The organism is Pseudomonas sp. SHLD1, from assembly GCF_028640935.1.
Lineage (GTDB): Bacteria > Pseudomonadota > Gammaproteobacteria > Pseudomonadales > Pseudomonadaceae > Chryseomonas > Chryseomonas aestiva.
This window is the reverse complement of sequence record NZ_JAQZAD010000027.1, coordinates 1-11,921: the sequence shown is the minus strand read 5'-3', so window position 1 is coordinate 11,921 and position 11,921 is coordinate 1. Positions and strand designations below refer to the sequence as shown.

At 58.7% G+C, this 11,921-nt stretch carries 14 protein-coding genes; 10 read left to right on the top strand and 4 right to left on the bottom strand.

The features are described 5' to 3' along the window. Positions 1 to 57: 57 nt before the first annotated feature. Entirely contained in the window at positions 58 to 1,395 is a 1,338-nt protein-coding gene (locus PVZ77_RS19100) for a membrane-targeted effector domain-containing toxin (protein WP_273808414.1), read from the bottom strand. 312 nt (positions 1,396 to 1,707) lie between these two features. On the opposite strand from PVZ77_RS19100, the gene PVZ77_RS19095 reads away from it, so the two are divergent. The 5 genes from PVZ77_RS19095 (at position 1,708) to PVZ77_RS19075 (ending at position 4,475) form a co-directional block, all read left to right on the top strand. Then, positions 1,708 to 1,950, top strand: a complete 243-nt coding sequence (locus PVZ77_RS19095; RefSeq protein WP_273808415.1) for a DUF1654 domain-containing protein — start codon at positions 1,708 to 1,710, stop codon at positions 1,948 to 1,950. A gap of 112 nt (positions 1,951 to 2,062) precedes the next feature. Then, positions 2,063 to 2,791 (top strand): hypothetical protein, encoded by a 729-nt coding sequence (locus tag PVZ77_RS19090; protein WP_273808416.1) that lies wholly within the window; start codon positions 2,063 to 2,065, stop codon positions 2,789 to 2,791. Positions 2,792 to 2,798: 7 nt separating this feature from the next. Further along, positions 2,799 to 3,215, top strand: coding sequence for a hypothetical protein (locus PVZ77_RS19085; RefSeq protein ID WP_273808418.1), 417 nt, complete (start codon positions 2,799 to 2,801; stop codon positions 3,213 to 3,215). A 360-nt stretch (positions 3,216 to 3,575) separates the two neighbouring features. After that, a complete protein-coding gene (locus tag PVZ77_RS19080) occupies positions 3,576 to 4,208 on the top strand; it encodes an SOS response-associated peptidase (protein WP_273808419.1) in 633 nt (210 codons plus the stop codon). Positions 4,209 to 4,283: 75 nt separating this feature from the next. Continuing rightward, positions 4,284 to 4,475, top strand: coding sequence for a hypothetical protein (locus tag PVZ77_RS19075; RefSeq protein WP_273808421.1), 192 nt, complete (start codon positions 4,284 to 4,286; stop codon positions 4,473 to 4,475). 65 nt (positions 4,476 to 4,540) lie between these two features. Here PVZ77_RS19075 and PVZ77_RS19070 read toward each other — a convergent pair whose 3' ends face one another. From PVZ77_RS19070 to PVZ77_RS19060, 3 genes are all read right to left on the bottom strand, one after another. Further along, a complete protein-coding gene (locus tag PVZ77_RS19070) occupies positions 4,541 to 5,305 on the bottom strand; it encodes a hypothetical protein (protein ID WP_273808422.1) in 765 nt (254 codons plus the stop codon). A gap of 300 nt (positions 5,306 to 5,605) precedes the next feature. Then, on the bottom strand, positions 5,606 to 5,827 hold the full coding sequence (locus PVZ77_RS19065; protein WP_273808423.1) for a hypothetical protein: 222 nt from the start codon (positions 5,825 to 5,827) through the stop codon (positions 5,606 to 5,608). Positions 5,828 to 6,155: 328 nt separating this feature from the next. Next, positions 6,156 to 6,497, bottom strand: coding sequence for a hypothetical protein (locus PVZ77_RS19060; RefSeq protein ID WP_273808424.1), 342 nt, complete (start codon positions 6,495 to 6,497; stop codon positions 6,156 to 6,158). 219 nt (positions 6,498 to 6,716) lie between these two features. On the opposite strand from PVZ77_RS19060, the gene PVZ77_RS19055 reads away from it, so the two are divergent. The 5 genes from PVZ77_RS19055 to PVZ77_RS19035 all read left to right on the top strand — a co-directional run. Continuing rightward, complete coding sequence (locus PVZ77_RS19055; protein WP_273808425.1) at positions 6,717 to 7,211, top strand: hypothetical protein; 495 nt, start codon at positions 6,717 to 6,719, stop codon at positions 7,209 to 7,211. A 626-nt stretch (positions 7,212 to 7,837) separates the two neighbouring features. After that, on the top strand, positions 7,838 to 8,368 hold the full coding sequence (locus PVZ77_RS19050; protein ID WP_273808427.1) for a hypothetical protein: 531 nt from the start codon (positions 7,838 to 7,840) through the stop codon (positions 8,366 to 8,368). Next, the gene (traF, locus tag PVZ77_RS19045) at positions 8,365 to 9,426 is read left to right on the top strand and encodes a conjugal transfer protein TraF (protein ID WP_273808428.1); all 1,062 of its coding nucleotides are present in this window, start codon (positions 8,365 to 8,367) and stop codon (positions 9,424 to 9,426) included. The genes PVZ77_RS19050 and traF overlap by 4 nt, the downstream gene beginning before the upstream one ends. Next, positions 9,410 to 10,843, top strand: coding sequence for a conjugal transfer protein TraH (locus tag PVZ77_RS19040; RefSeq protein WP_273805349.1), 1,434 nt, complete (start codon positions 9,410 to 9,412; stop codon positions 10,841 to 10,843). Before traF ends, PVZ77_RS19040 begins: the two co-directional genes overlap by 17 nt. Next, positions 10,843 to 11,921, top strand: a 1,079-nt coding sequence (locus PVZ77_RS19035; RefSeq protein ID WP_273808429.1) for a conjugal transfer protein TraG N-terminal domain-containing protein, incomplete at its 3' end; no start/stop codon positions are given. The genes PVZ77_RS19040 and PVZ77_RS19035, both read left to right, overlap by 1 nt.

Here is an 11,921-nt window from a genome sequence, read left to right as displayed (position 1 = left end):
TTCGATTCGGGTCTCTAGGACGCTGGTAGCGCTCCCTCCTTGGAGGGAGCGCCTCGCCTAGGCAATATTGCGCTTGTATGAGAGCACTACGTCGGGATCGAGCTGACCGTCCGCGTAGCCGCGCACGTTGGTCGTGACCTTGGGCCGTTTGTCACTACCGAAATCATCCACGATCAGCGAGCGGGTGCCGGTGAGTTCGTCGAGTCCCGGAACACCCTGGTAGCGGGTGGCATGAGCCGACCCGACGAAGGCGACCCATTTTCCGGGCGGCTTTTCCAGGCGGATGCGCTCCGCCGCATAGAAGTTCATTACGCGGATGCGCAGATCGCCATCCTGTTCGGAGGCGCTGTAGGTCGCAGCGGTATCCAACGGAACGACTTTGATACCAGCGTCCTTGGCCGCCTTCACCAGATCGACGAAGCCATAGCGAGATGGCGCTTGCCCAATGGCGGTGTTGCCGCTGTCCTGCAACTTCAAATAGGCCGCCAGGCGCGCCGGCATTGGCGACCCAGTTGGTGCTCGGAGATAGTCGTCAAGGGCCGATCCATGGGAATCCGCGCATAGATGCTCTAAAAACAGGGTGCTGACACCCTGGCGTTTGAGCTCATCCATGTGCTTTACCAGCAGGCGCTTGCTGGCACTACAGCTATGCGCCTCGCCCAGTATCACACCAGACCGTTCATCAAGCAGCTTCTTCAAAACCGCCACGCCGCGCTTACCGTGAAGGTCTGGGAGTGGCTCTGGCCTGGGACGGCCTAACTCCTGATGGTGGAGCAGGTAGCGATCCGCCTTGGTGCCAAGCTTGGCGAGCTTCTCGTGGAAGGGCGCCTCGGGAAATATCGAGCCGCGTAGGTATTCTCGATGCTCAAGGTGGTTCATGTTGGTGGAAATTACTCCGTGGTCACCCTCAACCACACCTGTCATCGGGACGTCGAAATTGGCCAAGCTTCGCTCGATACCGGCCTTGATACGCGCCGTCGCGTCACGCAGTTCGTTTCCCCGCCAGTGGACGCCCGAGGTTCGTACGAGATCGATACTGTTGGTGGGCCGCATCTCTGCCAGACGCGCAAGTTGCGCAAGATTAGCGATCTGCCGCGATCTGCCTGCAGGGCGGACGGGGCGTGAGGTACTGGCAACCGTTTGGGCCGAAGTCGCCGCCTCGCCGTCCGCCAGGATGGCTTGAGTCAGGTTGGTGCCGATTGAGCGTGGTGTGGAGCTGCCGGCCGTGCATTGTGAATCGCCAGCGACCACATCACCCAGGTGCTCGTAGCGGCCGCCGCGCGAACGGTGCGCATGAGATAGGGCAGGTGGATTACTGCTGGACGACGTATCGCTGAGCGCTGTGGTGGGCGGAGGTGAATGAGGAGCGGAGGTTGAAAGTCTTGGAAAGGTCATAGGAAATCCTCGCAAAGGCGGAGACTAGAGGCGCGCACGTTAAGTGGTGCGTTGCGTCTTTGGGTTCCTTGCGAGGCGTCTATCAGTGTTAGTAGATTCATTTGGGAATTATTGTTGTTATCCCGCTTCAGCGTTCAGCGATGGCCGCTTCATTTTGCAGGCCACCTTCCTGCCTTACCAAGGATCGTTAGAAGGACGTTCGCCCCCTTGTGGGTGCCACTGAGCTTTTAATCTTGCTCGGGACATGAGGTCTGTAATCGAGCTAGTGTCGCTAATGCTGTATAAAAAAACATATCCATGGGACCCGTGGAGATGGCCCGCACCCCACCGCCAGCATTGACACCCTATGACCCGCTCGCCGCTAGGGTTCAAAGGCAGGTCATGAGCGCGCCTGGCGTCCGAGAAAAGCACGTCCACGTTGAACGGCGCGAAGCGAGAGACCAGGACTGGGACCAGCTGCTCGAGGCGATCAGCGAGATGGAGGGGGTCATCATTGCCCACCGCGATGACGGTAGCGTCGACCTGTTCTGGAAGGTCAGCTACGACGACTTCTGAGTGATCGTATGACGCGCTAGAAGGTTCGACCCACAACCGCGCTAGAATCGGCGTTTGCAATTTTCGAAAGGCATGGAGACTGGGTTCTAGTTACCTGCCGAGATCCAAAACGATGACCTATAAAGTTTGCAAAGTGAGCACCGCGGCCACGGACGTGCCTGGGGTCTACAGCGTCCTGTTCAATGGCGACGATCGCTTCTTCCGCCGGATCGAGATCCACCTGAGCCGGGACCTGGGCGACAACGTGCTCGACTTCATCGAGCTCTACGGCCTGTGGTGCGCCCTGGTGCAATTCGAGCTGGCCGGGCACCAGCGTACCTGCGGAAACCTGAAGCTCGTGGTGTCGCGCGGCGCGGTGAAGCGCCTGTTGCTCTCGGAGAGCTCCAAGGGCGAGCTCTACGAGACATCGAACGCGCTGCGCACCCAGTTCTTCGGCCTGAGCGGTATCAGCGTCGAGAAGAACAAGCCCTGGACCCTCGAGGAGCATCAGGCCTTCTGCGTTAAGTGGGACGGAACGCCCCCGCCGCAACCGTCGGTAGAGAATCCAGTCTTCGGCAAGATCTATCTGACCCATCACACCCTGGTCGAGTACCTGGACGAGACGAAGGGTGAGTGCAAGCCGGAGAACGTCTTCCCGCGGTTGGCGCGGGTGGTCCGGGATCTGAACCGTGAGGTGGCGCTGCCCGCTGACGTGGTGCGGCACAAGCAACGTCGGCACGCGGGTGGCCAGGACGGCGTACGTTACCTGGGTAGCATGGCCGGCTGGCAGTTGGTGACCCGACCAGCGCCGGACCAGTCCGGCCTGCTGGCCCTCACCGTTTACCAGCGACAACAGTTCTGAGGTCCCAATGTCCCACCGGCTGAAAAGCTACATCGCGCGGCTGCGCACTGAGCTGATGAGCGTGCTCATGATGGCGGAGCCGGAAGTCTGGGAGCAGGTGCGCACCGCTGCCCCTGACGCGCAGATTGACGCGTTGTTCAAGAGCCCTGCTATCAGACGCTTTATCTGCGAGCACGCGTTGGGGCAGGCCGGGTACGAGAAAGACGGCGTTGTTCAACGGCTCAGAAGCGGGGGGCTTTACCAGCTGGAGCGCCTCTCGATCGACTGGGACGAGAATGGGTTCCCGGCGAACGTTCTGCTTTTCGGTCGCCCTCTTTCGAATACAGACGAATCCGCTGCATTCCTGGGCCGCATCAGTGATTTCTTAAGCGTGCCCGCCGGCATCCCAGTCTCAGGGCCTGAGATATTAGACCTGGTGAGGTAGGGCAGTATTTTTTCGGGGCATTGGGGAGCAGCTGAGCTATGTCTCCGCTTCAGAGGGCGGCCAGGCTATTGGTGGTATCCAAATCTCTACCGATGCACATGCTCGAGTCCTGCGTTGCATGGACCCACTCATGCCGTTAGAGGAGCGGTATTAGATCATCTACCGGCAGTAGGGTGATGAATAAACACATCGCCTGCTCCTGGCGCGGAGCCTGCGGCCGGGAGGCGAGGGTGCTTGCGCAGCCTCGACCAACAAGCCGGCAGCAGTACATCTGGAACGCAGCGTGGCCAACGGGTCAAACAAGGTGGCGTGGCCAAAAGTGCGGCGGCACCAGGCTGAGTTTCCCGGAGGCGACAGGGCATGTGCAGTCACTATGAGGCGCCGACGCCGGCGCGATTGAAAGGCGCGTTCGGCGCGCCCGTCGACGAGCAATATCAAGGCGAGCTCTGGCCTCTCTATACGGGACCCTTCGTCCGGCTGAACTCAGCCGAGGCGCAGGGAGATGGCTCACCGGAGTACGACATCTCGGTAGGCCAGTTCGGCTTGCTGCCTGGTTGGGCAAAGCACAGAAAGCTCGGGCGCAGCACCTACAACTGCCGTTCGGAAACGGCCGCCACTAAGAACTCTTTCCGCACCGCCTGGAAAAGGGCCCAGCACTGCATCATCCCTGCAGCAGCGATCTATGAGCCCGACTGGCGCAGCGGTAAGGCGGTGCCCACGCGGATCGAGCGGGCCGACGGCGGCTTGATGGCGATTGCCGGGCTGTGGGAGGAATGGAGCGATCCAGACGGCAAGGGGCGCTTCAGCTTCACCATGCTGACCGTCAACGCTGACGATCACCCCTTCATGAGGAACTACCACCGGCCTGAAGATGAGAAGCGCATGCTGGCGATACTGCCGAATGGCTCGATCAAGGACTGGCTGACGGCGCCAGCCGAAGCCGCGAGCGAGTTTCTTCGTCAATATCCCTCAGATCGCCTGCGCACCGCTTAGGTAGTAGGGTACAGCCTGTACTCCATAGTGAGGGGCGCGACCGAAGGCACCGAAACCCAGCTGCGAAGATCAGCCATGCACGACGCCCGCTACCTGATGGTCAGTACCGCTCGACGCCGAGGCTACCAGGATTACCTGGCCGGGCTCGGCGCCCCCTTCCCGTACCCAACCCACACAATTCAGGCGATTGAGTGGAGGGATGGCTGGGTGATCGCCGAGCGGATCTTGTGTGAGCTGGACGAGGAGACCCCCGTCTCCGGCTTTTGAAATCCGAGGGTCTTGGCCATGCTGGGTGCGCTGGATCTCAAGGAAAGCGCTGTGAATTCATACAGTTAGTCATGACACTCATAGTGACTACCGAACTCCTCGTATAGCGCAGCCAGTGCAGGCGCTGACACTCTGAAGTCTAGTATAGCCATCGTACCTACTAAATAGTCTTTCACCATCTCTTCCTCAAAGTAATAGTGCTTGAAGAGATATAGCGAACTAATGTCCTCTTGGATATGGGATAAAATACCAAGCCTAATATTAGGGCGCAGTTTAGTAAGAACGATTTTGGAGAAGAAGAACCTACGAAAAACGTCCATGTACCTTTTTATATTAACCTCTTTCCAGGCATGCTCTTTAGCTTCTTGTACGGTAGGGGACGGGATACCGTCTCGTATTAGAGATAATAGACTGATGCCTTGCAGAAAGGGGATGAGATCGTTGTAGAACATGTCCTGCCAATCGCCGTCGACAAGCTCACGTTGGTCACTAGGAAGCAGTTGGCTGTAATATCGATGCAGGTTGCCACCCAGGTTGGCCATAGTGCTGACAAAATCGAACAGGTCAGTGATCTCCCTAAACTTTACGTTCTCTGTCCGGATGGTCTCCGTCATCTTTCCCACTTGGGTTCGACACTCTTGGGCAAAGAAAGCTTGGCGTTCTTTTAGTTGAGCAGCTGCAGCTTCTCTCTTGCTTACCAAAACCTGATGAATAGCGACGATGAATGCACCGAGTGTCCCAAGCTGACCTACTGCTTGAATAGCGTCATTGAAGTTAAGCCATAGCCCGGCTTCCTTGAGATTGTGCTTTTCGAAGTATATCCCTATCATTATAAAGACGCTGCTGGACAGAGCAGCTGCTACCCACTATAGCCGGCTAAAGGGGCCTTTATTAAGTCGGATTTTCAATTCGATCCCTGAAATTTTTGATGTTGACTTCAAGAGCAGTGTAGCGGAATCGGGGCAGCGAGCGCCGCTAGCGTATCCACTAATACCCCGCTGCATGGTGGCCCGTTCTACCTAACTAGCCCCTTCCCCCCCCCGAGCAGATCAAGAGGTGACACATGGAAACCGAGTCGATATTCGTGACACACCGCGCCACCATCCTGCAGCAAGAGCGCTTGCAGGCCCCTAGTGTTGCACCTCTACGACAGCAACGACTGGCCCTTCAATCTGGGCAACCAGCTGACCCAGCTGGACGCCGGCACCTTGAGCACCGCGATCGCGCTGATGATTTCCTACCACCGTCACGGTGAAAACGATCAGGCCTTCCTCGCCCTGGGCCGTCAGCTGGCGGATTACCGGAGCGATCAGAAGAGGCAGCTCGATGAGCGTCGGGCTGAGCGCGATCAAGATGGACGGCTCATAGACCCACCCAGTTACGACGCCCCTCGCCGGGATCCAGGACCTCGCCGCTGACGCGAAATGTGTGGGTCCGACGTCTTGTCGCGGCGAGCGTCGACTTCGCATAACACACCTTATGTTAAATCAGACGCTCCCTCTAGGCCTCTCGCTTGACCGTGACCAAGGAGCTCAAGAAAGCCACGATACGCGTGCGGCGCACCTCTTTGGCAAGAAGCTATGCGCCTATTGCTTACACAATAGGCGCATAGCCGTTGAGATCGCTGGTCTTGTTACGGTGATCAATAGCGAACAATGAGTGCCGACCTTTTAACGAGGACTATTTGTCGTCCTGGTCAGGATCCATCTGATTCAATTCCTTTCTAGCTTTTTCACTGTCCTTCAGTAGCCGTGTCGTCTTCTTTTTGGTAATCGGCGTACCCTTAAGACTGTCTTCATAGCTCATGACCATGCCTTGTACATGAGCGACTGTGTATCGATTCGAATTGCCAAGCTTTTTGCTGGTGTCGGTAAGAATCGAGGCGATCGCCGGGAATGGGATGTCGGCCTTTGCCAGCGTATAGGCCCGTTCGGCCGCATGACCAGCGCGATTGACCGGACCAGACAGCTTTTCGAGGCCTTCAGTCAGTTTGTCCTTCGACTTATCCAAAAAGTCTTTCATCGATGCCTCCTGGAGGCGCGTCTGCAGAGTCAATATAGGACTGCTCATCCCGCGCAAGGCAATGGGGGATCTCAGGATGAACACGCCTACCTAACAGGGTTCAGGTGCACGAACAGAAATTACGATGCATTTCAAAAAAAACTTGCCTGTTATCTATCGCTTAAACGAAAATATATTGTCGGTTCATTTTCTTATTCAAACAATAGGCATATGTCGCAAATGGCTCCCGAAGAATTTTTAGAGGCTCAGAGAGCGGCTATGTTCGTAGCCGAGCAAGATGCCGCTCAGATAATTCACAACATTGGAAACCCTCTTGATCTGGAAATCCGATTCATAGACAAAGAGGCAGTTATAGTCCAGGCTAACTGGAACGGTGCGAAATACAGTTTTGAATGGCATAGGATTGCTTCTTATAAGTATCTGCACGCAGAAGTCATTGATTTTGCCATTTGGTATAGAGGGACTCTTTGCGGTTTATGCTGTGCATTCGTTTCAGGAGATCAGGTGCTGCTAGACACGCTTCAGGGTTGTCCTGATGACGACCATCCACTGAAAGGTTATGTGGTTAAGCTAGCGATTTATGTGCTTTCCACTTATGGAAAGCTGATCGGAGCTACAGAGATAGCTATTCCACAACCTCTTGAAGGCGCGGTTCAGGTCTATCTTACAAACGGTTTCACCTACCACGGCGGCGTCCTTGAATACCAGATATAAAGGGTATAACGTGAGAGCACATGCGGAGGGTTTAACCATGACCAGAACCACTGAGAAGCGCCCCAAAGATTCAGTACGGGAATCGCCTGTAGAGGTTGCACTGCGTCGTCTCTCTGCCAGCGGCTTCAGGCAGAAATTTTTTCAGCAGGATTCCACCGCTGCGTACGAGGCCGAGAAGGCTATGGAGGGCGGGGATTTCGCAGGCAATGTAGCTACGTCGAAGAGACGTCGCTAAGGCAATCACCCCCAAAGCGCACTTCGGTGCGCTTTTTTTTGCCGGTAAAAACCTGAGACGCGCGGGCGCCGGCACACTCGACCCATAGGGTATCGTGGTGCCCGAATACCGCGGCGTAGCGTTCTCAACTCACCTGCCTTTGTAACGGTTGGGCCGATGAAAAGGACCTCTGCCCTGAGATCTCATGTGTGCCCTCTGCGTCCATCGCTTGCCTTAGGACGCCAGCGCGTGAGCCAGGCATCTGCCCTGCGATCGGTAGGCCTCGAGTAGATGGCCACCGCTTTTCCGGGAGCGAGCGTTATTTGCGCCCTAAAAGGGAGTGAATCGAACGCTTTTGGTCCGCGCGAATCCCTAGCCTTGTGTGCATCGAATTAATACTCCGGATGCGCGCATGTCCTTGTCCGTCGCTACGCCCGAAGCTGTCACGAGCTCGTTTACCCCCACATCCAGCCTATCGGGCCTCCTAGACACCTACGGCGATGTGATGACGCCGGAGCAGATAGCGGAGGCGCTGGAATACAGCGTCGGCTATGTCCGCAAGAAGATAGGCTGCGCCAAATTCCAGCACCTCCCCTGGGTAGCAGCCATCGCCCCACACCGGCGCCGGCAAGGCCTCAATTGGGTCTACGGCACGCAGGGCGTTGCGTCCTTCCTGGACAGCCAGCGTAGCTCGCTGGAGAACATTCGCGCCCCATCGAAGCATCTACCCAAGCTCCTGCAGGCGTATGGACCGTCGATGCCGGTCGCCCAGGTGGCTGATGCGCTCGGCTACAGCGTTACCTACGTCAGCAAAAAAATCGGCAATGCCGACTATCAGCACCTGCCGTGGGTAAGCGCGATCGGCTCGCACCGACGCAAGCGAGGCTCGCGCTGGGTGTACGCGACCGTCGCAGTCGCCTTGTACCTGGACGATAGGAAATGAGGCGCGCGCTTTTGGCTGTAGCCGTCGCTGCAGCGCTCTGGCCGGGAGCATTTTCAGGTATCGCGAGCGCGGCGGATAACGTCGCGGATGGCGTGAAAGATTCTTTCGCTGCGCCTGGTAGCGAAAGCTTCTACCGCGGTAAGGCAGAGGGCTGGTTTTGGTACAAGGATCCGCCCGAGGAGGAGCCGGAGCTCGAGGTAAAGGCGCCTACCCCGCCTCCACCCCCGCCTGCGCCCATCCAGAAGGCTGAGCCACCGGCCGCTCCGCCGGCGGCGCCAGGGCCGGAACTGTTCAGCGTGGCTTGGATCAGGGACAACCTGCCCAAGTACCGCGATCGCGCGATCGACAACCCGACCGATGCCAACGTGCAGGCCTACTACTACCTGCAGCGCGTGATGATGGACAAATCGTCCAAGTTCTCCGAGCGCTCCAGCCAGGTGATCATGCGTGATCCGTTCCTCGACGAGGACAGCCGGCGGCCGGTGGCCACCTACGCTGCCAATGCGCTCAATCGGGAAGTCTCGAACAACCGGGACAAGGTGCTCAAGGGCCTGGCCAACAAGGTCGGGCTCTTCTTCTTCTTCAAGGGCAACTGCGTGCTCTGTGCTGAGCAAGCGGCCGTGCTGCAGTCGCTCACCGCGGCCACCGGCATCCGGATCATCCCCGTCTCGCTGGATGGCGCGCCCCTCGACAACGGGCTTTTCGCGAATTACCGCACCGACGATGGCCAGGCCAAGAAGCTAGAGGTCTATCAGGCCCCTGCCCTCGCCCTGGCGATCCCGCCGGGCCGCACCGAGATCGTCGGCTACGGCGCCATCACCCTGGACGTGCTGTTCAACCGGGTCCTGATCGCTGCGCGCGAAGCCTCGCTCATCGACCAGAAGACCTTCGCCTCCACGCAGCCCTTCTTCGACAACGGCCTGCTGACCCTCGAGGACAACGACGGGCTCAGCCAGGACCAGATCGACCAGGACCCCGCCGCATTCGTTGATCGCATGCGCCGCAAGCTCGCCCGCAAGACCATAGATGGAGAGGTGCCCCATGAGGCGCAGCAGTAAGCAGTCGTTGTGCGCAGCCGTGCTGGTTGCGGCCCTCGCCCCCCTGGGCGCCTACGCCAACATCGAGAGCCAGCTGGACTCGATGTTTAACTCGATGTCCAACAGCACCGACCCGGGTATGTACCAGACGGCGACCCGGGGCGTGGTCAGCGGTGGCTCGATGCGGATCCGGAATCAGATCGCAACGGCGCCGGTGGTCTCCTTCCGACCGCCCTCCTTCCAGGCCGGCTGCGGCGGCATCGACATGTTCGCCGGCTCCTTCTCGTTCATCAACGCGCAGCAGTTCGTTCAGTCGCTGCGCTCCATCGCCTCCAACTCGGTCGGCGTAGCGTCGGGCTATGCATTCAAGCTGGCGCTCAAGGCCATGGGGCCTACGGTGGAGAACACCATCGCCAACCTGCAGGAGACGATGCAGGACCTCAACGGCCTCATGTCCAATAGCTGCCAGCTCGCCCAGGGCCTGGTGACGGACGCGTTCTCCGCGTTCGAGGGCAAGGACAACATGCAGACGGCCACGGGGAACACCGTGAAAGGCCTTGCTGACAGCTTCGGCTCGCTGTTCTCCGGCAGCACCAACTCGAAGTCGCCGACGGAAGAAAAGAGCAAGGCCGGCAACTTCGTCAGTTGCGAGGACACCGGCAACGTCGTCTGGTGCGCCATGCAGCAGTACAACAGCCAGCAGTTCTTCAAGTACGGATCTCAGCAGACCGACGAGATGATCATGTCCTTCACCGGCTCGGTCGTCATCACCGGTCTGGTGGACGCGGCCGATGGCAAGGGGCAGGTCCCCGAGACGAAGCCGGTGATGCCCACCGGCATCGCGCTGCAGGACATCATCGAGGGCCAGAAGACCGAGACGGTGCAGATCTACTCGTGCGGCGGAGACAAGGCCGCGTGCCTTACGCCCAGCACTCAGTCGATCGCTTTCGACGGCTTGGCGGAGAAGATCATCAAAGGATTCAACGGCTCGACGAGCTCCGTCGGGATCGTGAACAAGTGGGCGACCAATACAGGGACGTTCACCAACGATGAGCAAGCCATCCTCAACATGATGCAGAAGCCGGGCTTTGCCGGGATGGTCCAGCGCCTGTCGCAGGGTAGCGAATCGATGGCCCGCGGCTTCGTTTCTGCCCACGCGAAGATGCTCGCGCTCGAAGGCGCGTATTCGCTGGTGAAGTCCTACATCGACACGGCTGAGACAGTGATCACCCGCAGCAAGATGGTCGACAAGCTAGGCAAACCTGCCGGCGAATTTATCGGTACCGCACGGGATCGTCTGGTACAGGAGCACCAGGCGCTACTGAGCCGCTACGGCAACGAAAACGACCTGGTCCTCGATTACGAGGCGCGCATGAAGGTGCTGCCCACGCCCGCCGCATTCATCAACGTCGAAAAACCTGTGCAGGGAGCTCAGTAATGGAGTTCTCGATCTACTCGGTCGGTTCGGCGACCTACCTCGAAAGCATCCTCAACGCGGTGGCCATGATCTCGGGATCGGGCAGCATCGAATCGTTGGCCAAGGTCGGTCTGTTGATCGGCACCCTCTTCCTCGGCTTCCAAGCGGTATTCAAGAACCAGGCTATCCCTTTCCAGCAGGTGGGCGTGGCCCTGATCCTGTACATGGCGCTCTACGGCCCCACCGGCCGGGCGGTCGTGGAAGACGTTTATGACGGCACAGTCGTGGTCGTCGACAACGTGCCGATCGGACCGCTGTTCGTAGGATCCGTGGTGTCCAACATTGGCTACAAGCTGACCAGGGAGATGGAGCAGGCCTTTTCCACACCGGCCATGACCACCTACGGGTTCGCCGACCCCCTCACGACCTTGATGAAGGTGCGCGGCGCCACCCGCAATGTCTTGGCGATGCCGTCTGTGATGGGTGACACCCGGGCCGGCGGAGACTTCGTACGGTCGTGGATGACCTATATCAAGGAATGCACCCTGGTTGGGGTGGGCCGCAACGTGGCCGCCTACGGGACACTGATGCGAAGCAACAACCCCGTCGATGCCATGAGGTTCGAAAGCCAGGTATACGGGACCGAAATCTTTGAGGGCAACACCGGCGTTGGTACCTATTACACCTGCTCCGAAGCGCACACCCGGCTCAAAGCCCTCAGCGCTTCCACGCAGAGCGGCATCATGGATGATGTGGCGAAGCTGGCGTTCCAGAAGCCCGGCAAGACCGTCACCGGTGACGATGTCACCACCCGGGTGGACGACGCGCTGCGCGGCTTGAATCTCCAAGTGGCAGACGCTCGTGCCTTCACCATGGCCTCCGTGCTGCTGCCGATCTTCGAGCGAGCGCCGGCACAGAAGGCCCTCGAGGATCAGCAAGGCGCATACGCCATCATGCTCAGCCAGGCCCAGGCGCAGCAAGCCACTCAGTGGGCTGCCGAAGGCTCGATGTTCACGCGCTACGTCCGGCCGTTCCTCACGTTCTTCGAAGGCCTCATCTACGCCATCACCCCGATGATGGCGTTCCTCCTGGTGATGGG